The sequence below is a fragment of the Bradyrhizobium sp. IAR9 genome (genome assembly GCF_013408065.1).
Classification (GTDB): Bacteria; Pseudomonadota; Alphaproteobacteria; order Rhizobiales; family Xanthobacteraceae; genus Bradyrhizobium.
Genome location: NZ_JACBZW010000001.1, coordinates 238449 through 259537, shown reverse-complemented (window position 1 = coordinate 259537; position 21089 = coordinate 238449). Strand labels below are relative to the sequence as shown.

The 21089-nt window shown below is 63.9% G+C and carries 20 protein-coding genes; 12 read left to right on the top strand and 8 right to left on the bottom strand.

Translation table 11 applies throughout. The features are described 5' to 3' along the window. Positions 1–32: 32 nt before the first annotated feature. The 4 genes from GGD67_RS01215 to tyrS all read right to left on the bottom strand — a co-directional run bounded on the left by GGD67_RS01215 (position 33) and on the right by tyrS (position 5307). Positions 33–1727: a methyl-accepting chemotaxis protein gene (locus tag GGD67_RS01215; RefSeq protein ID WP_179730584.1), complete on the bottom strand. Its 1695-nt coding sequence runs from the start codon at positions 1725–1727 to the stop codon at positions 33–35. A gap of 363 nt (positions 1728–2090) precedes the next feature. Continuing rightward, positions 2091–2528, bottom strand: coding sequence for a DoxX family protein (locus tag GGD67_RS01210; RefSeq protein ID WP_179730583.1), 438 nt, complete (start codon positions 2526–2528; stop codon positions 2091–2093). A 220-nt stretch (positions 2529–2748) separates the two neighbouring features. Continuing rightward, a complete protein-coding gene (locus GGD67_RS01205; RefSeq protein ID WP_018323025.1) occupies positions 2749–3996 on the bottom strand; it encodes an MFS transporter in 1248 nt (415 codons plus the stop codon). A gap of 57 nt (positions 3997–4053) precedes the next feature. Continuing rightward, positions 4054–5307: a tyrosine--tRNA ligase gene (tyrS, locus tag GGD67_RS01200; RefSeq protein WP_179730582.1), complete on the bottom strand. Its 1254-nt coding sequence runs from the start codon at positions 5305–5307 to the stop codon at positions 4054–4056. Positions 5308–5472: 165 nt separating this feature from the next. Between tyrS and GGD67_RS01195 the strand changes: the two genes are divergently transcribed. The 4 genes from GGD67_RS01195 (at position 5473) to GGD67_RS01180 (ending at position 8753) form a co-directional block, all read left to right on the top strand. Then, positions 5473–6576, top strand: a complete 1104-nt coding sequence (locus GGD67_RS01195) for an anhydro-N-acetylmuramic acid kinase (RefSeq protein WP_179730581.1) — start codon at positions 5473–5475, stop codon at positions 6574–6576. A 775-nt stretch (positions 6577–7351) separates the two neighbouring features. Next, positions 7352–7651, top strand: a complete 300-nt coding sequence (locus GGD67_RS01190) for a hypothetical protein (RefSeq protein WP_179730580.1) — start codon at positions 7352–7354, stop codon at positions 7649–7651. Between the two features lie 91 nt (positions 7652–7742). Beyond that, the gene (locus GGD67_RS01185) at positions 7743–8420 is read left to right on the top strand and encodes a glutathione S-transferase family protein (RefSeq protein ID WP_179730579.1); all 678 of its coding nucleotides are present in this window, start codon (positions 7743–7745) and stop codon (positions 8418–8420) included. 9 nt (positions 8421–8429) lie between these two features. Then, the gene (locus GGD67_RS01180; protein WP_018323029.1) at positions 8430–8753 is read left to right on the top strand and encodes a multidrug efflux SMR transporter; all 324 of its coding nucleotides are present in this window, start codon (positions 8430–8432) and stop codon (positions 8751–8753) included. Positions 8754–8863: 110 nt separating this feature from the next. Here the strand turns inward: GGD67_RS01180 and GGD67_RS01175 are convergent, their stop codons facing one another. Then, positions 8864–9511 (bottom strand): alpha/beta hydrolase, encoded by a 648-nt coding sequence (locus tag GGD67_RS01175; protein ID WP_014495555.1) that lies wholly within the window; start codon positions 9509–9511, stop codon positions 8864–8866. A gap of 351 nt (positions 9512–9862) precedes the next feature. Between GGD67_RS01175 and GGD67_RS01170 the strand changes: the two genes are divergently transcribed. From GGD67_RS01170 to GGD67_RS01135, 8 genes are all read left to right on the top strand, one after another. Beyond that, the gene (locus GGD67_RS01170; protein WP_179730578.1) at positions 9863–11002 is read left to right on the top strand and encodes a cysteine desulfurase family protein; all 1140 of its coding nucleotides are present in this window, start codon (positions 9863–9865) and stop codon (positions 11000–11002) included. Positions 11003–11127: 125 nt separating this feature from the next. Next, positions 11128–12624, top strand: coding sequence for a Fe-S cluster assembly protein SufB (sufB, locus tag GGD67_RS01165; protein ID WP_018323031.1), 1497 nt, complete (start codon positions 11128–11130; stop codon positions 12622–12624). A 61-nt stretch (positions 12625–12685) separates the two neighbouring features. Continuing rightward, positions 12686–13438: a Fe-S cluster assembly ATPase SufC gene (gene sufC, locus GGD67_RS01160; protein ID WP_020508824.1), complete on the top strand. Its 753-nt coding sequence runs from the start codon at positions 12686–12688 to the stop codon at positions 13436–13438. A gap of 11 nt (positions 13439–13449) precedes the next feature. Next, on the top strand, positions 13450–14754 hold the full coding sequence (gene sufD / locus GGD67_RS01155; RefSeq protein ID WP_179730577.1) for a Fe-S cluster assembly protein SufD: 1305 nt from the start codon (positions 13450–13452) through the stop codon (positions 14752–14754). Beyond that, complete coding sequence (locus GGD67_RS01150; RefSeq protein WP_092258573.1) at positions 14751–15998, top strand: cysteine desulfurase; 1248 nt, start codon at positions 14751–14753, stop codon at positions 15996–15998. Before sufD ends, GGD67_RS01150 begins: the two co-directional genes overlap by 4 nt. Next, a complete protein-coding gene (locus tag GGD67_RS01145; protein WP_018323035.1) occupies positions 15995–16366 on the top strand; it encodes an SUF system Fe-S cluster assembly protein in 372 nt (123 codons plus the stop codon). The genes GGD67_RS01150 and GGD67_RS01145 overlap by 4 nt, the downstream gene beginning before the upstream one ends. A gap of 49 nt (positions 16367–16415) precedes the next feature. After that, the gene (locus GGD67_RS01140; RefSeq protein WP_018323036.1) at positions 16416–16814 is read left to right on the top strand and encodes an iron-sulfur cluster assembly accessory protein; all 399 of its coding nucleotides are present in this window, start codon (positions 16416–16418) and stop codon (positions 16812–16814) included. 211 nt (positions 16815–17025) lie between these two features. Then, entirely contained in the window at positions 17026–17466 is a 441-nt protein-coding gene (locus GGD67_RS01135) for a TfoX/Sxy family protein (protein WP_092258570.1), read from the top strand. Between the two features lie 56 nt (positions 17467–17522). Here GGD67_RS01135 and fabA read toward each other — a convergent pair whose 3' ends face one another. From fabA to GGD67_RS01120, 3 genes are all read right to left on the bottom strand, one after another. After that, on the bottom strand, positions 17523–18053 hold the full coding sequence (fabA, locus tag GGD67_RS01130; protein WP_179730576.1) for a bifunctional 3-hydroxydecanoyl-ACP dehydratase/trans-2-decenoyl-ACP isomerase: 531 nt from the start codon (positions 18051–18053) through the stop codon (positions 17523–17525). Between the two features lie 198 nt (positions 18054–18251). Further along, on the bottom strand, positions 18252–19319 hold the full coding sequence (locus GGD67_RS01125) for a GGDEF domain-containing protein (protein WP_179730575.1): 1068 nt from the start codon (positions 19317–19319) through the stop codon (positions 18252–18254). A 165-nt stretch (positions 19320–19484) separates the two neighbouring features. Then, positions 19485–21002, bottom strand: coding sequence for a DEAD/DEAH box helicase (locus GGD67_RS01120; RefSeq protein WP_092258561.1), 1518 nt, complete (start codon positions 21000–21002; stop codon positions 19485–19487). Positions 21003–21089: the final 87 nt, after the last annotated feature.

Genomic DNA, 21089 nt, shown 5'->3' with positions numbered 1-21089 from the left:
TGACGGAGATCGCTTGGAGTGTTGTCGGCCGCCTAAGCCGCGCGCACGCCCGCCAGGAAGGTGCCGACTTCACCGGAGAGCTGCTCGGCCTGCTTGGAGAGGTTCGAGGCGGCGGCGAGCACCATGCCGGCGGCGTTGCCGGTCTCGTTCGCGGCGGTCGAGACGCCGCCGATATTGGTGGTGACTTCCTTGGTGGCTTCCGCCGTCTGCGAGACGCTGCGGGCGATCTCGGCGGTGGCGGCACCTTGCTCCTCGATGGCAGCCCCGATCGAGGTGGCGATGCGGCTGACCTCCTCGATGGTGGCGGTGATGCCGCCGATGGCGTCGACGGCCTCCTTGGTCGCGCCCTGGATCTGGGCGATCTTGTCGCCGATCTCGCGCGTGGCTTCGGCAGTCTGGCTCGCCAGCGACTTCACCTCGGAAGCGACGACGGCAAAGCCGCGGCCGGCTTCACCGGCGCGCGCGGCCTCGATGGTGGCGTTGAGTGCGAGCAGGTTGGTCTGCGCGGCAATGCTGGAGATCAGCTCGGCGACGTGCTCGATCTGCTGGGCGCCGTCCGAGAGCGCACGCACGATGGTGTCGGTGCGGCGCGCGCTGTCGACCGCGCGGCCCGTGACTTCTGCGGACTGAGCGACCTGGCGGCTGATCTCGGTGATGGAGGAGGAGAGCTCCTCGGCGGCAGCCGCGACGGTCTGGACGCGCTGGCTCGCCTCGGTGGCGGCCGTGCCGACCACGGCGGCGCGGCGGTTGGTGCCTTCGGCCGTGGATGACATCGACTTGGCGGTGGTCTCGAGCTCGCCGGAGCCGGAAGCCATCAGGCCGACGAGCTGACCGACGGAGGCATCGAAGCGATCGGCGAGGGCGATCAGGGCGTCGCGCTTCTCCTGCTCGCTGCGGGTCTTGGCGGCGACCTGCTCGGCTTCCAGGTTACGCGCCGTCAGTGCGGTCTGCCTGAGCACTTCGAGCGTCTCGGCCATGCGGCCGATCTCGTCGCCGCGGTCGGTCTCCTCGACCGGCTTGTCGATGGCGCCTTCCGAAATCTCCTGCATGCGGTTCTTCTGGCGGTCGAGAGCGCCGAGCACGTCGCGGGCGATCAGCCAGGACAGCGTCGCCATCAGCAGCATCAGGCCGATGCCGATCGCGGCAAGCTCCAGCGTCAGCGCGCGCACGTCGGCGTCGATGTCGTCGACATAGAGACCGTAGCTGATGGTCGCGTTCCAGGGCGCGAATTTGCGCGCAAAGACGGTCTTGCGCACGGGCTCGGTCTGGCCGGGGCGGGGGTAAAGATAGGAGGTCACTCCGCCCTGTGCGGTCTCGCCGCCGGCCTTGATGATGGCGTCGGCGATCAAGACGCCGTTAGAGTCCTTGGCCCCAGTGATCTTGCCTTCCAGCTGCTGGTTGGCGCCATTCACCAGGATGGAGGTGTCGGGGTTGTAGACAACGGGGTAGCCTTGGTTGCCGTTGAAGTTCATGCGGCGGCCACGCTGGTGGAACTGGGCCTTGGCGTCGGCCGGCGTCAGCTTGCCGGCGGCAACCTCTTCCTGAAGCGATTGCGCGTAGTTGTAGAGCAGCTCTACCGCAGTCCGCATCTGCTGGACGCGATCCTCCATCATGCGACTCTTGCTGAGGACGGACGATACGCCGATGATGGCCGTGACTGTGAGAGCTGAAAGACAGACCATGCTGGCGAGCTTGGTCCGGATCTTGAGATGACTCATCAGCTTCATCGCGGCCTCGAAAGAAATGGTTGTTATTGCTCGCGTCGGTAGCATGAAGTTCTTACCAATCATGAATGGACGCGTGCGACGTGCTGCCGCGCGCGCAGCGTTCGCAGCCGGATGCGCAAGCATGCAGGCGGAATCGCGCTTTGCCAGTGCATGGCGCGTCCGGTCGTCGAGACAGATGATGTCGGAATTTGGTGGTGACCGAGCCGGGCCGGAGCGGCAATGAACCGATTCGTTCACCGCATCGTCATGGCCGTGCTGCTCGTGGCTGCCCTGGTCCTGATCTGGAACGTGCTGGGCGCGCGCTGAGTCGGCACCGGCAGATCCGCCGGTGCCGACTTGCTTTCAGGTTAACTAGCGAGCGCCTCAGCGCCGTGCGTAGGCGTCGCCCGCCGCGTCGCTCTCCTTGCCCATCAGCGCATCGACGCTGACCGAACCGCCGCCGGCGGCCGCGAGGTAGAGGCAGGCGAAGCAGAACAGGATTGCTGCGGTGCCGCCATTGAGCAGCGGCAGGAACACAGGCGCTTCGCCTTTGAGCATGTGGCCCATGAAGTAAGCGAAGGCCATTTCGCCCGAGAGAATGAAAGCGGTGAGGCGGGTGAACAAGCCGAGCATCAGAAGCGCGCCGAGCACGAGCTCGAGCGCACCGGCCGTCCAGATCAGCGGCGGGATGTTCGCGAAGTAGGGGAGCACCGGAAACTTGAAGATCTTTGCGATGCCGTACTGGAACAGCAGCAGTCCGGTGACGAAGCGAAACAGGCTCAAGAGAACCGGTTGAAAGCGAGTGAGATACGGAAAGTTCATTGGTTTGTGCCCTCCATCCAATGCTGCGACTTGGACCGCATTCGGTTTCGCCCTGCAAGCCGTGCACACTCGATTCGTCCTGACATTTTCGTCATGTCGGACAAAACACCGCAGGCCAGGATTTCAGCCCCGTGCGACCGCACTTTTTGCGCGTGTTCCCCGTCGCGCCCATCCGTAATTTGCCGGTGACGCGGATGCGCGCAAGTTACCTCCAGGAAACTCACCGCCGCAAGGCGGGCACGATCAGGAACGGGATCATCCCGAGCACCACGCTCGCAAGTGCGAAAGCAAGCAGCGCGTTATACCCGTGGGTCGCGTCATGGATCAGGCCGCCGCTCCAGGAGCCGAACGCCGAGCCGAGTCCACTGCCGATCGAGATGGTGCCGTAGATGGTGCCGACCCGCTTGCCTTGGAAAATCCTCATCGCCGTGGCGCTGATCAGCGGGCCGCGCGAGCCCATCATGCTGCCGAAGCAGACGACGAAACCGGTGAGCAGCAGGATGTTCGGAGAATACTGCAACAGCCACAGCAGGACGATGCCGAGGATCGAGATCGCGTAGCTCAGCAGCACCGACGGCCGGCGCCCGATCAGGCCGTCGAGCGCGGACACGCCGAGCATGCCGAACACAAGCACGACGCCGGAGAAGCCCCAGGCGGTTGCGGCCTGCAGCGGCGGAAAGCCGGCGTCGATCAGATAGGCCACGATCTGCGCGGCAATTGAGTACATGCCGACGGCAGTGAAGAAGAAGGTCCAGAACAGCGCCCAGAAGGCGTGATGGCGCATGGCACGGAGCAGCGTCCAGCCATTGTCGACGAAATCTGGGTCGGTCCTTTTCACGACATGCGGCGAGCCCGCAGCGAACAGCCGCCACGGCAGCAGCATCAGCGGGAGCAACAGGCCGAGTGCCGTAAAGCCGAATAGCTGGTAGGTGTCGCGCCAGCCGACGTGATCGATCAGGAGCTGCGAGGCCGGCAGCAGCGCCAGCACGCCGCCGCCCATCGCCGAATACACCACCGACATTGCAGTCGGCAGACGGGGCCCGAACCAACGGCCGAGCAGGATCGAGTTCGGCACGATGCCGATGAAGGCAACGCCGATGCCGACGCAGAGGCCGATCGAGAGTTGGAACTGCCAGAGATGTTGCGCGTGGGCTGCGACCAGGAATGCCGCGCCCAGCAGCAACAGCCCGAGCGCATAGACGATGCGTGGTCCGGAATGGTCGAACAGGCGTCCGACGAAGGGCGCAGTGAGACCGCTCGCGAGCCAGGTCAGTGAATAGACCGAGACGATCTGCGCGCGGTCCCAGCCAAAACTTTCCGAAATCGGTTTCAGGAACACCGTAAAGCTGTCGCCGAGCCCGCGGCCGAGCACGGCCAGCGTGAAGCACAGGGCGAGCACGACGAGCGCGGTGCGAACAGCGTCCCGCTGATCGCTCGCGACGTTCTCCCTGGGAGTGTTCTGATCCATTGCCTGTCAGGGAGCGCGCATCCGTGCGCCCTGACAAGCAGCGAAAAGCTCATACGCCTATGCAGGCTTAAGCAGGACGTGCTTCTTCTTGCCGAAGGAGAGCTTGATCACGCCCTCGGGCGTCAGATTGTTTGTCGACAGTGCCATCTTTTCGTCAGTGACCGGCTCGTCGTTGACGCGAAGGCCGCCGCCCTTGATCTGGCGCCGGGCTTCGCCGTTGGAAGCAACGAGGCCCGCCTTGACGAAGGCGTTGAGCACGCCGAAGCCGGCGTCGATCTCGCCCCGCGGAATTTCCACCGTCGGCAGGGTTTCGGCCAGCGCACCTTCCTCGAAGGTGCGGCGGGCGGTCTCCGCCGCCTCGTTCGCGGCCTCGCGGCCATGCAGCAGCGCGGTCGCTTCAGTGGCGAGCACCTTCTTGGCCTCGTTGATCTCCGAGCCGCCGAGCGCTTCGAGCTTCCTGGTCTCAGCCATCGGCAGCGTCGTGAACAGCTTCAGGAATTTGCCGACGTCGGCATCCTCGGTGTTGCGCCAGTACTGCCAGAAATCATAGGGCGAGAACGCGTCGGCGTTGAGCCAGACTGCGCCTTGCGCGGTCTTGCCCATCTTGGCGCCCGATGCGGTCGTCAGCAGCGGCGTCGTCAGCGCGAACAGCTGGTGCGTGCCCATGCGGCGGCCGAGATCGACGCCCATGATGATGTTGCCCCACTGGTCCGAGCCGCCCATCTGCAATTTGCAGCCGGTGCGCTTGGCAAGCTCGACGAAGTCGTAGGCCTGGCAGACCATGTAGTTGAACTCGATGAAGCTCATCTCCTGCTCGCGCTCGAGGCGCAGCCGGACGGAGTCCATCGTCAGCATGCGGTTGACCGAGAAGTGCCGGCCGACGTCGCGCAGCATCTCGATCCAGTTCAGCTTGGTCAGCCACTCCGCATTGTCGAGCATGACGGCGTCGCTTGCGCCGCTGCCGTAGCGCAGCACTTTCGCGAACACGCCGCGGATCGATTCCTTGTTGGCCTCGATCTCGGCAATGGTGCGCATCGCGCGCGTCTCGTCCTTGCCGGAGGGATCGCCCACCATGGTGGTGCCACCGCCCATCAGCGTGATCGGCTTGTTGCCGGACTGCTGCAGCCAGTGCAGCATCATCATGGTCAGGTAATTGCCGATATGCAGCGAGCGGGCGGTGCAATCGTAGCCGACATAGGCGGTCGCCTCGCCCTTGGCGGCGAGCGCGTCCAGCCCCTCGAAATCGGAGCATTGGTGGATGAAACCACGTTCCTGCAGGATATTGAGGAAATCCGATTTAAATGCAGTCATCTGTCGGCATGCCCAACAATTCTTGGTTTACTGTTTCGGGAGCAATTTAAGGGTCTTCCGTGGGAACCCGATTGCTGCCCGCCACTTGGCGCTGTGGCATTATAAGATGTGTCCCTCTGGCACAAGATCGGCATGCCGGAGGGGGTCTCTTGAGGACGCTGATCCATGATGTTGACGGCACTCGGTTTGATGAGCGGCACCTCGCTGGACGGGGTGGATGTCGCGCTGATCGAAACCGATGGAAAACAGGTGAAGGCATTTGGGCCGTCCGGCTACCGGGCCTATAGCCCTGCGGAGCGCAATCTGCTGCGTCAGGCTCTCTCCGAGGCTGTGCACCTGGCGCAACGTGACGCCCGGCCAGGCATCCTGGCCGAGGCCGAGCGCGCGGTGACACGGGCCCATGCCGAGGCGGTTGCCGCCTTCTTCGCCCAGAACCGCATGAAGCCCGAGGATGTCGACATCGTCGGCTTCCACGGCCAGACCGTGCTGCACCGCCCCGAGCGGCGCCTGACGGTGCAGATCGGTGACGCCGCGGCGCTGGCGAAGGCGATCCATATCCCCGTGATGCATGATTTCCGCGCCGCCGACGTCGAGGCCGGCGGGCAGGGGGCGCCCTTCGTACCAGTCTACCACCGCGCGCTCGCCAACTCGCTGGATCGCGAGGGGCCGATCGTCGTGGTCAATATCGGCGGCGTCTCCAACATCACCTATATCGACGGCAACGATACGCTGATCGCCTGCGACACCGGCCCCGGCAACGCGCTGCTGGACGATTTCATGTACCGCACCATGAACCAGGCGTTCGATGCGGAAGGAAAGTTCGCAGCCCTCGGGAAGGTCGATGAGGTCTGGATCGCTCGCGCGCTGGAGCTGCCGTTCTTTGCGCTGCCTCCGCCGAAATCGCTCGATCGCAATGATTTTGTCGCCTTGAGGCTCGGCGACGTGGCGCCGGCCGACGGTGCGGCGACCCTGACCGCCTTCACCGCGACGGCGATCACCCGCATCATCCCGTTGCTCCCGCGTCGGCCGCGCAGCTGGATCGTCTGCGGCGGCGGCGCCCGCAACCTCACCATGCTCCGCATGCTGCGGGAGCGGGTGGGATCGGCGACAGTCGAGGCCGCCGAGACGCTCGGCTGGGCCTCCGACGCCATCGAAGCCCAGGCCTTCGGCTTCCTCGCGGCGCGTGGGCTGAAGGGCCTGCCATTGTCCTATCCGACCACCACGGGCGTGCCGATGCCGATGACGGGCGGGGTGATCGCGCGGCCCTGAGCGCGGCTTTTCGAATTGGGGCAACTGCATCGCCCTTTCAATTGGCTTTCCAGATTGCAGACACGCCATTGCAGTCTCGCGGCAGGTTTCGCCCGAGCCTTGCTGTCGTTCGGCGCCCTCAATCGGACCAGAGGGCGCAGGGAAGGCCGGGCGCCGGCGGCACCCGCAGGTCCGTGGGCGATAAGAACGCACACGGGGTGGACCACAGGCGTGCCGGTCGCCCGGCCTTCCCTGCGCGGATGGTTTTAACGGTGTCCTTCGTGCTCTCCTCGGGGAGCGTTGCACTATTGCCCCCGTCGCCTCACGGCTGATCGATGTGCGGACCCGGTCGGGCCGCCGCATCACCGCGAGCCTTGACGCCAGAACCCCGGGCGCCGGGACCACACGACTTCTCCGTCCGCGGACGTCCCCGCCAGATCATCAGGGGCTGACGCGTGCTCGCCCCCGATGTCCAACGTGGCCGCTGTGACCGCGCCGTGTCGTATGCACGTTGCGCCGGGACTCACGGTTGCCCGCCCTGTCCTCACACATCGCGCCGGCGCTACCGCGTCCACCGCAGCCCGGCCCGCATCTCGTGACGATCGCGAAGCGCCCCTCTGGCAGGGCCGGGATAGCGCGTGTATGCCATAAATCCGAAATTCGGAAAAGCGATATATTTCTGCCGGAAGGGGTTGACGGGTTTTGGGTGTTTTGCCCGACGTGTCGCCACGCCGTCATTTGCTTAGCTTCCACTACAATGGGCGACGGTAGCGAGTACGGAGAACGGAGTTGAGACATGATGGGTTCGCAAGGGCTCAACCGATCCTACGAGCTAGGCACGGGGCCTGACCATGAAACTGATGATCGTCTTCCGCCGGATTTTCCCTTTCTGGCGGACCGGCCGGTCTGGCTGTTCGTTCTGCTCTTGGCGGTCGGAATGACGGCCATGTGGATGACCGACAATCTCTATTTTAGCTGGCTGCACCGCAGGGCCCCAAGGCTGTTTCGTCCCCGTGTCCTGCTGGCCATTCTGGCGGCCTGCGTCGCCTTTATCGCGATCGGAATGGCGATCAACCCACTCCCGGTTCGGCCGTAACGCCAGTTCAATGCAGTTGCATTGATCTTGACGTATGCATGCAAGTGCATTTATATTGGATGCAGTTGCATCGAACCGCCGGGATCGCGCCATGACCGCTTCACTGAAACTGATCAGCCACAAGCTTTGTCCCTACGTGCAGCGCGCCGTGATCGCGCTGACGGAGAAGGGCGTTCCGTTCGAGCGGGTCGATATCGATCTCGCCAACAAGCCGGACTGGTTCTTAAAGCTCTCGCCGCTCGGCAAGGTGCCGGTGCTGGTTGTGACGACCGACAAGGGCGAGGTCGCGCTGTTCGAGAGCAACGTGATCTGTGAATACATCGAGGAGACGCAAGCAGGCCTCAAGCTGCATCCGGCGGATGCGCTGAACCGTGCCGAGCATCGCGCCTGGATGGAGTTCGGCTCGGCGATCCTCGGCGACCTCTGGGGACTGGAGACGACGACGGATCCGGCGACCTTCGAAACCAAGCGCCAGGCGCTCGCTGCGAAATTCGCGCGCGTCGAGGCAGCGCTTGGCGCGGGCCCGTATTTCGCAGGCGATGCGTTCAGCCTGGTCGATGCGGTGTTCGCACCCGTCTTCCGCTATTTCGATGTGTTCGACGAACTGACCGAGCTCGGCATCTTCAGCGATCTGCCGAAGGTGCGGGCGTGGCGTGCGGAGCTGGCGAAGCGTCCGAGCGTACGCACCGCGGTCGGCGCCGACTATCCGCAATTGCTGCGGGCTTTCCTGGTGCGGCACGACGCGCATCTGCTCAAGCTCGCCGCCTGAGGCGAGCCGATGTCACAATCCATGGCCTGGCTGATGCTGGTGATCGCCGGCGCGCTCGATGTCGGCTGGGCGATCTCGATGAAGTACGCGGAAGGCTACACGCGGGTGGGCTGGAGCATTGCTTCGCTCGTGCTGCTCGCGGCCTTCGTCTTCCTGCTCGGGCGTGCCTTGAAGGTGCTCGAGGTCGGCGTTGCCTATTCGGTGTGGACCGGCATCGGGGCTGCCGGAACCTTCGTCATGGGCGTGGTGCTGTTCGGCGAGACCTTGAGCGCGATGAAGCTTGCCGGCATCGCGCTCGTCTTGACAGGGATCGCCGCGCTCAAGCTGGCTTGAGCTGCGAGCCTTGGCTTCGTAGCCCGGATGGAGCGGAGCGCAATCCGGGGCCGTGTATCCGCGGATGGAGTTTCCCGGATTTCGCTTCGCTCCATCCGGGCTACAAAATCTCAGCGCACGTTCGCGAGCCGCATGTCGAGATAGGCGGTGATGGTTTCCATCAGCGGCTCGAGCTTGGCGTCGAAGAAATGGTTGGCGCCGGGGATGACCTGCTGGTCGATCACGATGCCCTTCTGCGTCTTCAGCTTCTCGACCAGCGTGTTGACGTCCTTCGGCGGCACCACCGCGTCCTTCTCGCCATGCACGATCAGGCCCGACGACGGGCAGGGCGCAAGGAACGAGAAGTCGTAGAGGTTGGCCGGCGGCGCAATCGAGATGAAGCCCTCGACCTCGGGGCGGCGCATCAGAAGCTGCATGCCGATCCAGGCGCCGAAGGAGAATCCGGCGACCCAGCAGGCGCGTGCTTCGGGATTGATGGTCTGCGCCCAGTCGAGGGCTGCGGCGGCGTCCGACAATTCGCCGGTGCCGTGGTCGAACGAGCCCTGGCTGCGGCCGACGCCGCGGAAATTGAAGCGCAGCACCGAGAAGCCACGATGCGCGAACGCATAATAGCACTGGTACACGATCTGATGATTCATCGTGCCGTGAAACTGCGGATGCGGATGCAGGATCATCGCGATCGGCGCGTTCTTCTGCTTGGCCGGGTGATAGCGGCCTTCGAGACGGCCGGCAGGGCCAGTGAAAATAACTTCAGGCATCGATGATCTCTTGATTGACTTGCTGGAGAGACGATCCTCGGCAATCAACCGATTGTGGCCTCATCGGCAGGTGCCGACGGAAGCGCGAATGAAGGGTGAGAAGGCGCGCCTTGCGGTGATGCGCTGAAGGCGTGCGGTGACTTGACGGTGCGGGTTCTAACATAGGCAGAGGGTCAAAAAGCAAGCATCTTGAACATCACCCAATGGGCTCAAGGCGTTAGCGTGTCATGGTCGCGTCATCGGCTGCCGCGGATCTGGAATCGCCCGTTGCCAAGCGCATGTCGGGGCGCCATGTCGAGCTGGAGGGGGCTCCACGGGCCAAGTTTCCCAAGCAAGGTAATATAATACTAGATGCGGAACCGCGTTTATCTCGACTGGAATGCGACCACACCGCTGCGCGCCGAAGCGCGACGCGCGATGCTCGCCGCCTGGGACCTGGTCGGCAACCCGTCCTCAGTCCATGCCGAGGGGCGGGAGGCGCGACGGCTGGTCGAGGAGGCCCGCGCCGCGCTCGCGGTGGCGGTAGGGACGCTGCCGCGGAACGTCGTCTTCACCTCCGCAGGCACGGAAGCCAACGCACTGGCGCTGTCGCCTGGCCTGCGGCGGTCATCCGGCGGCCCGGTCGAGCGGCTGCTGGTCTCGGCCGTGGAGCACGCTTCGGTGCTGGCCGGTGGCCGGTTCCCGGCGGACAGGGTCAGCCCGATCCCGGTGACGCGTTGCGGTGTGGTTGACCTCGACCATCTCACGAGTCTGCTCGGTGACGGCGCTCCGGCACTGGTTTCCGTCATGGCCGCGAACAACGAAACCGGCGCGCTCCAGCCGGTCGCCGAGATTGCCCGGGTCGTCCACGAGGCCGGCGGCCTCCTGCACGTCGATGCAATCCAGGCGCTTGGCAAAATCCCATTTGAAATCAAAGTTATGGGCGCGGATCTTGCGACTTTTTCTGCGCATAAGGTCGGCGGCCCCAAGGGCGTCGGCGCTCTGGTCGTGGCGGAGGGACTGACGGGACTGGAGCCGTTGTTGCGGGGAGGCGGCCAGGAGCTGAACCGGCGCGCGGGAACCGAGAATGTTGCGGGAATCGCCGGCTTTGGCGCAGCGGTGAAGGCCGCGCTTCAGACTCTTTCCGAAGATGCGGAACAGATGGCAACCCTCAGAATTCGCTTGGAAAACGGCATCCGAGCAATCGCCGGCGCAACGATCTTCTCGGACGAGGTGACGCGGTTGCCAAATACCGTCCTTTTCACCGCGCCCGGCCTCAAGGCTGAAACCGCCGTGATCGGCTTCGACCTCGAAGGCATCGCAGTCTCCTCGGGTTCGGCCTGTTCCTCGGGTAAGGTCCAGCGGTCCCACGTGCTGTCGGCTATGGGGTACGATCCCGCCGTGGCCCAGGGAGCGGTGCGCCTCAGTCTGGGCTGGTCCACGGAACTCGAAGACATCAATAGGGCGTTAGAGGCTTGGCGAAAGCTCGGTAATACCCTACTTAAGAGCTAAGCGATGAAACACGGCTTGAACGGTTCTAAGCACGTGCTTTCCGCCAAAAAACATCGTAATAGACACCGTAATAATCGTTCGAGTTTGATCCACCGCGGTCCTTGAAACCGCGAGCGGAGGATGGAATGCCAGCCGTACAAGAGACGGTCGAGCGCGTGAAGCGCATCGACGTCGACCAGTATCGTTATGGGTTTGAGACCCTGATCGACTCCGAGAAGGCCCCCAAGGGGCTTTCGGAAGAGATCGTAAAATTCATCTCGCAGAAGAAGAACGAACCCGACTGGATGCTCCAGTGGCGGCTCGAGGCCTATCGGCGCTGGCTAACCATGACCGAGCCGACCTGGGCGCGCGTCGACTATCCCAAGATCGACTTCCAGGACCTCTATTACTACGCGGCGCCGAAGCCGAAGAAGACGGTCACCTCGCTGGACGAGATCGATCCGGAGATCCTGAAGACCTACGAGAAGCTCGGCATCCCCTTGCGGGAAGTTGCCATGCTCGAAGGCGTCGAGCCGAAGGTAGGCGAAGAAGATCCCGCCCGCCGGAAGATCGCGGTCGACGCGGTCTTCGATTCGGTGTCGGTTGCGACCACCTTCAAGGCGGAGTTGAAGAAAGCCGGCGTGATCTTCATGCCGATCTCTGAGGCGATCCGCGAGCACCCTGAACTGGTGCAGAAATATCTGGGCTCGGTGGTTCCGACCTCGGACAATTTCTACGCGACACTGAACTCGGCGGTGTTCTCCGACGGCTCGTTCGTCTACGTGCCGCCGGGCGTGCGCTGCCCGATGGAGCTGTCGACCTATTTCCGCATCAACGAGCGCAACACCGGCCAGTTCGAGCGCACGCTGATCATCGCCGACAAGGGCGCCTACGTCTCCTATCTCGAGGGCTGCACCGCGCCGCAGCGCGATGAGAACCAGCTGCACGCCGCCGTGGTCGAGCTCGTCGCGCATGACGATGCCGAGATCAAATATTCGACGGTGCAGAACTGGTACCCCGGCAATTCGGAAGGCAAGGGCGGCATCTACAATTTCGTCACCAAGCGTGGCGACTGCCGCGGCAACCGTTCGAAGATCTCCTGGACCCAGGTCGAAACGGGTTCGGCGATCACCTGGAAATATCCGAGCTGCATTCTCCGCGGTGATAATTCGAGCGGCGAGTTCTACTCGATCGCGATCTCGAACGGCTTCCAGCAGGTCGACTCGGGCACCAAGATGATCCATCTCGGCAAGAACACGTCGAGCCGCATCATCTCCAAGGGCATCGCGGCCGGCAAGTCGCAGAACACCTATCGCGGCCTCGTTACCGCGCACCGGAAAGCGACCGGCGCGCGCAACTTCACCGCCTGCGACTCGCTGCTGATCGGCGATAAATGCGGCGCGCACACCGTGCCGTACATCGAGGCCAAGAACTCCTCGGCGACGTTCGAGCACGAAGCGACGACCTCGAAGATCTCCGAGGACGTGCTGTTCTACTGCATCCAGCGCGGTCTCTCGCAGGAGGAGGCGGTCGGCCTCGTCGTCAACGGCTTCGTCAAGGACGTGCTGCAGCAACTGCCGATGGAATTCGCGGTGGAAGCGCAGAAGCTGATCTCGATCTCGCTTGAAGGGTCGGTCGGTTAATACCGACCCTCGCGGTGCGCTTAGGCGCTCCATGCATCATTTGAATAGACTGGACACCAAAATGGCTTTGCTTGAAGTGAAAGACCTCAAGGTTCGTGTCGAGGAGCGTGAGATCCTCCACGGGCTGACGCTGACCGTGAACGAGGGCGAGGTCCATGCGATCATGGGGCCCAACGGCTCCGGCAAATCGACGCTCTCCCACGTCATCGCCGGCAAGCCCGGCTACGAGGTCACCGACGGCCAGATCCTGTTCAAGGGTGAGGATCTGCTCGAGATGTCGCCGGACGAGCGCGCCGCCAAGGGCGTGTTCCTGGCGTTCCAGTATCCGGTCGAGATTCCCGGCGTCGCCACCATGAACTTCCTGCGCACCGCGCTGAATGCGCAGCGCAAGGCGCGCGGCGAGGATGAATATTCGACGCCGGACTTCCTGAAGAAGGTCCGCGAGGTCTCGAAGTCGTTGAACATCCCGCAGGACATGCTCAAGCGCGGCGTCAATGTCGGCTTCTCCGGCGGTGAGAAGAAGCGCAACGAGGTGCTGCAGATGGCGCTGTTCGAGCCGAGCCTGTGCATCCTCGACGAGATGGATTCCGGCCTCGACATCGATGCGCTGCGCATCGCGGCCGACGGCGTCAACGCGCTGCGTTCGCCGGGGCGCGCGATGGTCGTCATCACCCATTATCAGCGGCTGCTGAACTACATCGTGCCCGACGTCGTGCACGTGATGTCGAAGGGCCGTGTCGTGAAGAGCGGCGGTAAGGAATTGGCGCTGGAGCTGGAAGCATCCGGCTACGCCCAGTTCGAGGATGCCGCGTAAGGAATTTTGCGATGAACGTTGCTGTGGCAAAGACCGGAAAGGGCCGCGCGGTGAGCGATCTCTTCACCAGCGCCGAGGGCCGGCTGCCGGGTTCGTCCGCGGTCACCGCTGTGCGCCGCGAGGCGTTCGAGACCTATGAGCGTCTCGGCCTTCCGCACCGCCGGATCGAGGAATGGAAATACACCGATCTGCGTGCGCTGGTCGGCGAGGTGCTGCCGCTGGCAGCCGCGCCCGATGCGGCCGCGCTGAAGCGCGCCGCGGACACGGTGAAGACGCATGCGATCGCAGGCGCCCGCAAGCTGGTGCTGGTCGACGGCGTGTTCGCAGCCGATCTTTCCGACGTCAAGGCGCTGGCCGCCGAGGTCGGCTTCAAGACGCTACGGGATGCGCTGGAGAAGGATGCCGGTCTGTTGAAGACCGCGTCCACCGATGCCGTGATCTCGCTCAACGCGGCGATGGCGACGGATGGCGTGGTGCTGTCGATTGCCGACGGTGCGCAGCTGTCCGCTCCGATCCAGATCATCCACATCGCCACCGCCACATCGGCGTCGGCCTTCACCCGCTCGCAGGTCACGATCGGCAAGGGCGCGCACGCCACCATCGTCGAGAGCTTCGTTGCGGCAGGCGCTGCGGCCTACCAGGTCAATGACGCCGTGATCGTTTCTGTCGGCGATGACGCCGACGTTGCACACATTCGCCTGATGGACGATGCACCCGACGCCTTGAACGTCTCGTCGCACTTCGTCACCGTCGGCGCCAATGTGAAGTTCAATTTCTTCAACATGACGACCGGGGCTGCTGTCAGCCGCCTCCAGGGCTTCATCACGCTGGCGGGCGAGGGCAGCGAGCTCTCCGCCAACGGCGTCAACCTGTTGCAGAAGACCGAGCATGGCGACACCACGCTGGTGGTCGACCATGCCGTGCCGAACTGCGTCAGCCGCGAAGTTTTCCGCGCGGTGATCGACGATCGCGCCCATTCGGTGTTCCAGGGCCGCATCATCGTCCGTCCCGATGCGCAGAAGACCGACGGCAAGATGATGACCCGCGCGTTGCTGCTCTCGGATGAAGCCGAGGCCGACAACAAGCCCGAGCTCGAGATCTTCGCCGACGACGTCTCCTGCGGCCACGGCGCGACCGCCGGTGCGCTCGACGACAGCCTGCTGTTCTACCTGAAGGCGCGCGGCCTGCCGGAGAAGCAGGCCCAGGCGCTGCTGATCCAGGCTTTCGTCGGCGAGGCGATCGAGCAGATCGCCGATGACGGTTTGCGCGAGCATGTGATCGGCATTGCCGAGCGCTGGCTGGAGCGGCGGTCATGAGCACGCATCCGGCGGTCAAGAACGGTGCCTACGACGTCGCGCGCGTGCGCCAGGATTTTCCGGCGCTCGCGATGCAGGTCTACGGCAAGAAGCTGGTCTATCTCGACAACGCCGCCTCGGCGCAGAAGCCGAGCGCCGTGCTCGACCGCATGACGCAGGCCTATACGAGCGAATACGCCAACGTGCATCGCGGCCTGCATTACCTCGCCAATGCCGCGACCGAAGCCTATGAGGGCGGCCGCACCAAGGTGGCGCAGTTCATCAACGCGCCCCGTACGGAAGAAGTGATCTTCACCCGCAACGCGACCGAGGCGATCAATCTGGTCGCCTCGTCCTGGGGCGGGCCGAACATCAAAGAGGGCGACGAGATCGTCCTTTCGATCATGGAGCACCATTCCAACATCGTGCCGTGGCACTTCCTGAGGGAACGCCAGGGCGCCGTGATCAAATGGGCGCCGGTCGACGACGAGGGCAATTTCCTCATCGACGAGTTCGAGAAGCTGCTGACGGCCAGGACCAAGCTGGTCGCGATCACGCAGATGTCGAACGCGCTCGGCACCATCGTGCCGGTCAAGGAGGTCGTGAAGATCGCCCATGCCCGCGGCATTCCCGTGCTGGTCGACGGCAGCCAGGGCGCGGTGCATCTGCCCGTCGATGTCCAGGACATCGGCTGCGATTTCTACGTCTTCACCGGTCACAAGGTGTATGGGCCGACCGGAATCGGTATCCTCTGGGCCAAGTACGACCACCTCGTCGCGATGCGTCCCTTCAACGGCGGCGGCGAGATGATCCGCGAGGTCTCGCGCGATGTCGTCACCTATGGCGATCCTCCGCACAAATTCGAGGCGGGCACGCCGGCGATTGTCGAGGCCGTCGGCCTTGGCGCGGCCATCGACTACGTCAATTCGATCGGCAAGGAGCGCATCGCCGCGCACGAGCACGATCTCACGACCTATGCCCAGGATCGGCTCCGCGAGATCAATTCGCTGCGGCTGATCGGCACGGCACGGGGCAAGGGCCCGGTGATCTCGTTCGAGCTGAAGGGCGCGCACGCCCACGACGTCGCCACCGTGATCGACCGCCAGGGCATCGCGGTGCGCGCCGGCACCCATTGCGTGATGCCGCTTTTAGAGCGGTTCAACGTAACGGCCACCTGCCGGGCCTCGTTCGGCATGTATAATACGCGGGAAGAAGTCGATCATCTGGCACAGGCGCTTTTGAAGGCGCGGGATTTGTTCGCATGAGTGACACGGCCGAAATCAAAGCTAGTCCGATGGAGACCCATTCGGCGCTGCCGCCGGAGGAAACCGAGCGGCTGACCACGGAGATCATCGCCGGGCTGAAGACCGTGTTCGACCCGGAAATCCCGGCCGACATCTACGAGCTCGGCCTGATCTACAAGGTCGAGATCAAGGACGACCGCTCCGTCGACGTCCAGATGACGCTGACGACGCCGAACTGCCCGGCCGCCGGCGAGTTGCCGACCATGGTCGAGAACGCAGTTGCCAGCGTCCCCGGCGTCGGCGTGGTCGACGTCAAGGTCGTCTGGGAGCCGCCGTGGTCGCCGGAACGCATGAGCGACGAGGCGCGCCTCGTGCTCAACATGTGGTGACGCGTAACCTCAGCATTGAATTTGCTCCGCAACGGACCAGATAGATAAGATGACCCAGGCGACACCAGCATCCACTCCAAAGCCCCGGCGGCCGCGCCCGCAGGTGATGCGGCTGACGGACGCTGCTGCCCAGCGCATCACCGAGCTGACCCAGCGCGCCGATTCCGAGATCGTGGGCTTGCGCGTTGGCGTGAAAAACGGCGGCTGCGCCGGCCAGTCATACACGGTCGAATACGCCCACGACGTCCGCCCGACCGACGAGGTCGTCGAGGACAAGGGCGTCAAGATCCTGGTCGATCCCAAGGCCGTGCTGTTCCTGCTGGGCACCGAGATGGACTACAAGGCCGACAAGATGCAGGCCCAGTTCGTCTTCAACAATCCGAACCAGATCTCCGCCTGCGGCTGCGGCGAGTCGGTCGAGCTGCGGCCGGCCAAGATCGACGGGTAGGCCCGGCTCACGCCAAGCACTCCGCTGTCGTCCCCGCGAACGCGGGGACCCATACCGCGTGGATCTATCTTGAGCGGAAGGTGCCAGTACCGGAGCTGGCACGACTAACAGTCTTCGCTAAACTCCTCCCTGTGATTATCGCGACGAGCGCGAAGCGCTCGCGCTGGGGTCGCTGCGTTCGCAGGGACGACACTAGGGAGTTAGTTGGGCCATGGACCGCGAATTCCTGATCGACCTGTTCGCCGATTTCGGCCCCGTCACCATCCGAAAAATGTTCTCCGGCTACGGCATCTCCGCCGACGGCATCAACTTCGCGCTGTCACTGCGTGCCGGCCTGTTCTTGCGCGCAGACGAGGTGACGATCCCGGACTTTGAAGCCGAAGGCTCAAAACCGTTTCAATATTCGACCCGCGCCAAGACCGTGGTGGTCAACTCCTATTGGGAGCTGCCGGCGCGCCTGTTCGACGATTCCGCCGAGCTCGCGCAATGGGCGAGGGCGGCGCTCGCCGCCGCCCAGCGCGCCAAGGTGAAGACGCGGCCGAAGAAGGTTGCATCGAAGAAGTCCGTTGCCAAGAAGCGGTTGGCAAAGAAGCCAGTCAAGAAGACGGTCCGTAGGGTGGGCAAAGCGAAGCGTGCCCACCGTTCGAAATAATCATGCGCAGATCGTGGGCGCGGCGCTGTGCGCGCCTATGCCCACCCTACGAGAGCTCAGTCTGCGGCCTTGGTCAGGCCGACCCTCATGTCCTTCGCCGTAAACATGCAGATGCCGTCGGCGAGCACGCGGCCGTCGGCTATCCCGAGCACCAGCTTGCCGCGCCTGACCATCCTCATGGCTACCTCGTAACGCACGCATCGCGTCTCCGGCGTGACGGTGCCCGTGCACTCGACTTCGCCGACGCCGATGGCGCGGCCCTTGCCCGGTGAGCCCGACCAGCCGAGCCAATAGCCCACCATCTGCCACATGGCGTCCAGTGCGAGCGTCGGCGGCATCATCGCGTCACCGCAATAATGGGCATCGAAGAACCAGTGGTCGGGCGCGATGTCCAGCTCGCCGACGATATGGCCCTTGCCGAATTCGCCGCCGTCCAGGCTGATTTCCGTGATGCGGTCCATCATCAGCATCGGCGGCGCGGGCAATTGCGCATTGCCGGGGCCGAAATAGCCGCCGTCGCTCGATCTCAGCAGCTCATCCCTGGTGTAGGACGATTGCGGCGTGTGAAAATCATGGGGATTGGGCACGACGACAAGTCCTTTGGGGGCTCGGGTGCAGACGGCCAATGTTGTCTTGTCAGATTTTGTTCGCCACGGAATAATGTCAAGCGGCGATGCTGTAGGGTGGGCAAAGCGAAGCGTGCCCACGGTTCGAAATAATCATGCCGAGATCGTGGGTACGGCGCTCACGCGCCTTTGCCCACCCTACGGCAGCTCTTTGAAAATCTACGCCACCCGGCTGTGGGTTTCGACCGCGTATTCCGGATCGGCTTCGCAGATCACGCGGTTGCGGCCGTTGCGCTTGGCGGCGTAGAGGCAGGCATCCGCACGCTCGATCAGCGCGTCGGTGTCGTCGCCCGGCTTGAGCATGGAGACGCCGACGGAGATGGTGACGCGGCCGAGGATCTCGCCGGTGGACTTCTTCTTCAATTCCTTCGCCATCACCGCGCGGCGGATATGGTCGGCCACCGTGAGAGCCTGACGCAGTGCGGTGTTGGGCAGCACGACCGCGAATTCCTCGCCGCCATAGCGCGCGGTGATGTCCTGGCCCTTGATGGTCTGCTTCAGCGACAGACCGACGAGCCGCAGCACCTGGTCGCCGGTGAGATGGCCGTAGGAATCGTTGAACGACTTGAAATGATCGATGTCGAACAGCAGCAGCGACAGCGGCTCGCCCGAGGCGAGGGCGCTCTGCACCGCCATGTCGATCATGCGGTCGAAATATTTGCGGTTGCCAAGGCCCGTGAGCGGATCGGTCAGGCTCTCGGCGCGGATCGCCTCCAGGCTCTGCTGGAGATTGCTGATCTCGTTCTTCGACAGCGTCAGCCGGTCTTCCAGCGTCTTGTTGGTCTCGCGCATCTCGCTGGTCGAACGCAGCAGCGTCTCGACGATCGCCTTGATCTGCTCGCGGCTCTTGGCCGACGCCAGTTTCTCGGTGGCTCCCGACAGGCTGGCATCGTAGGAGCCGGTCATGCCGAGTGCATCGCTCAACACCTTCATCACGTCGTCGATCTCGCCGATGACGCGCGCGCCGACCTTGTCGATGCGATCGGTGGTCTTGATGTGGGAGAGATAGGTCTCGTAGATCTGCTCAAGATCGGCTTCAGTCAGCTTGCCGCTGCGCGCCAGCGTCTCGTTGACGATCTTGTTGAGCGGCGCGTTGTAGCCGGTGGCGTAGACGTACCAAATCTCATAATTGCGGGGAATTGCCGTCTGCCGCAGCGATCGGATCTGCCCGAGCGCTACCTCGGCGAACGCCATCGTGCGTTCGTGTTCATCGAGAACCTTGACCACGGAACATACCCCACAGCGGTCGATGCGCCGTCGACCGCAGCAATGCTTAAATTATGTTCGTAGGCTAACGGACGATCGTGAACACCCCGTAAATATACGTTCACGAATGCATCTAAAAAATTGTGCGGCGGCTTTGCTCAACCGAAACCTGGGGCGCCTCGCGCCTCAGGCCCCGGCGGGGGAGGAGCGAACCGGCCGCAGCAGAAACGCCGGCAAATGCGAGTGATCGCCCGGCTCGCTGTCGGCCTCGCGCTGACGGCGGGGCTCGGGACGGCCGATCGACGGCACATGCGAATTATTGGACTGCTGTCGCGCGTCGTGACGCGGCTCGGCCCTGCGCTTGTCGTCGGAACGATGCCTTGCTTCAGCGGGCTGTCTTGCCTCCGAAGAACTCTTTGCTTCGGAAGCATGTCGCGTTTCGCCACGGGCCTCGCGCGGCTCATGGCTGCGCTCACGATCACGGCCGCGCTGCGGCTTGCCGCGTCCGCCGCGTGAACGTTCGCGGCCACGCGACTCGCGCGGACGCTCGGCCCCATCGGAGGCTTCGGCGTGGATTTCAAAGTCGCCTTCGGCGCGCGGAATGCTCTGGCCGATCAGCTTCTCGATGGCCACCATCGACTTCTGGTCGAGCGGCGTCACGATCGAGATCGCGGTGCCGGTGCGGCCGGCGCGGCCGGTGCGGCCGACGCGATGGACGTAGTCATCGGGATGGTGGGGGACGTCGAAATTGAAGACGTGGCTGACCTCGGGAATGTCGAGGCCGCGGGCGGCAACGTCCGAGGCGACGAGGAGGGGGAGCTCACCCTTGCGGAACTGTTCGAGCGCCGCCATGCGGGCCGGCTGGTCCATGTCGCCGTGCAGTGCGCCGACGCTGAAACCATGCTTCTGGAGCGATTTGTGAACGATGGCGACTTCGCGCTTGCGATTGCAGAAGATGATCGCGTTCTTGAGGTCCTTGGCCTCGCGCAGCAGGCGGCGAAGCAACTCGCGCTTCTCGTGCGCCTCGCGTCCCGCGGGCACCTGCGACTGCGTGACCGTCACGGCAGTCGTGGCAGGCTTGGACACTTCGACCTTCTGCGGATTGTGCAGGAAGGCTTCGGTGATGCGCCGGATTTCCGGCGGCATGGTCGCAGTGAAGAACAGGGTCTGTCGCGTGAACGGGACGAGCTTGCAGACGCGTTCGATGTCGGGGATGAAGCCCATGTCCAGCATGCGATCGGCTTCGTCGATGACGAGCAGCTCGACCCCGGTGAGGAGCAAGCCGCCGCGCTCGGTATGGTCGAGCAGGCGGCCGGGGGTGGCGATCAGCACGTCGACGCCGCGCGTCAGCTTGGCATCCTGGTCACCGAAGGAAACGCCGCCGATCAGTAGCGCGACGTTGAGTTTCTGGCCGGCGCCGTAGCGGTCGAAGTTTTCCTTGACCTGGGCCGCGAGCTCACGGGTCGGCTCGAGGATCAGGGTGCGCGGCATCCGCGCCCGGGCCCGGCCCTTTTCGAGGATGGTGAGCATCGGCAGCACGAAGGCCGCGGTCTTGCCGGTGCCGGTCTGGGCGATGCCGAGCACGTCCTTGCGTGCGAGGACGTGGGGGATCGCCTGTTCCTGAATGGGGGTGGGGGTGGTGTAACCGGTGGCCGCCACTGCGGCGAGGACTTTTTCGGACAGTCCGAGATCTGAAAAGGACATTGAGCCTCTGGTCGAAACCGCCGTTCGGAATCGAGGGTAATAAGGCTGTCGCGTTCCACCCCGAAACGGCGCGCTCTCAAAGAAGCT

Bases quoted from the DNA above. Each gene is read 5' to 3' on its own strand.
- GGD67_RS01215 (WP_179730584.1), bottom strand. From the start codon at position 1,727: ATGAAGCTGATGAGTCATCTCAAGATCCGGACCAAGCTCGCCAGCATG.
- GGD67_RS01180 (WP_018323029.1), top strand. From the start codon at position 8,430: ATGTCACAATCCATGGCCTGGCTGATGCTGGTGATCGCCGGCGCGCTC.
- sufC (WP_020508824.1), top strand. From the start codon at position 12,686: ATGGCTTTGCTTGAAGTGAAAGACCTCAAGGTTCGTGTCGAGGAGCGT.
- GGD67_RS01140 (WP_018323036.1), top strand. From the start codon at position 16,416: ATGACCCAGGCGACACCAGCATCCACTCCAAAGCCCCGGCGGCCGCGC.
- GGD67_RS01170 (WP_179730578.1), top strand. From the start codon at position 9,863: ATGCGGAACCGCGTTTATCTCGACTGGAATGCGACCACACCGCTGCGC.
- GGD67_RS01120 (WP_092258561.1), bottom strand. From the start codon at position 21,002: ATGTCCTTTTCAGATCTCGGACTGTCCGAAAAAGTCCTCGCCGCAGTG.
- GGD67_RS01185 (WP_179730579.1), top strand. From the start codon at position 7,743: ATGACCGCTTCACTGAAACTGATCAGCCACAAGCTTTGTCCCTACGTG.
- GGD67_RS01195 (WP_179730581.1), top strand. From the start codon at position 5,473: ATGATGTTGACGGCACTCGGTTTGATGAGCGGCACCTCGCTGGACGGG.
- GGD67_RS01145 (WP_018323035.1), top strand. From the start codon at position 15,995: ATGAGTGACACGGCCGAAATCAAAGCTAGTCCGATGGAGACCCATTCG.
- GGD67_RS01135 (WP_092258570.1), top strand. From the start codon at position 17,026: ATGGACCGCGAATTCCTGATCGACCTGTTCGCCGATTTCGGCCCCGTC.
- GGD67_RS01150 (WP_092258573.1), top strand. From the start codon at position 14,751: ATGAGCACGCATCCGGCGGTCAAGAACGGTGCCTACGACGTCGCGCGC.
- GGD67_RS01210 (WP_179730583.1), bottom strand. From the start codon at position 2,528: ATGAACTTTCCGTATCTCACTCGCTTTCAACCGGTTCTCTTGAGCCTG.
- sufB (WP_018323031.1), top strand. From the start codon at position 11,128: ATGCCAGCCGTACAAGAGACGGTCGAGCGCGTGAAGCGCATCGACGTC.
- GGD67_RS01190 (WP_179730580.1), top strand. From the start codon at position 7,352: ATGATGGGTTCGCAAGGGCTCAACCGATCCTACGAGCTAGGCACGGGG.
- GGD67_RS01175 (WP_014495555.1), bottom strand. From the start codon at position 9,511: ATGCCTGAAGTTATTTTCACTGGCCCTGCCGGCCGTCTCGAAGGCCGC.
- tyrS (WP_179730582.1), bottom strand. From the start codon at position 5,307: ATGACTGCATTTAAATCGGATTTCCTCAATATCCTGCAGGAACGTGGT.
- sufD (WP_179730577.1), top strand. From the start codon at position 13,450: ATGAACGTTGCTGTGGCAAAGACCGGAAAGGGCCGCGCGGTGAGCGAT.
- GGD67_RS01205 (WP_018323025.1), bottom strand. From the start codon at position 3,996: ATGGATCAGAACACTCCCAGGGAGAACGTCGCGAGCGATCAGCGGGAC.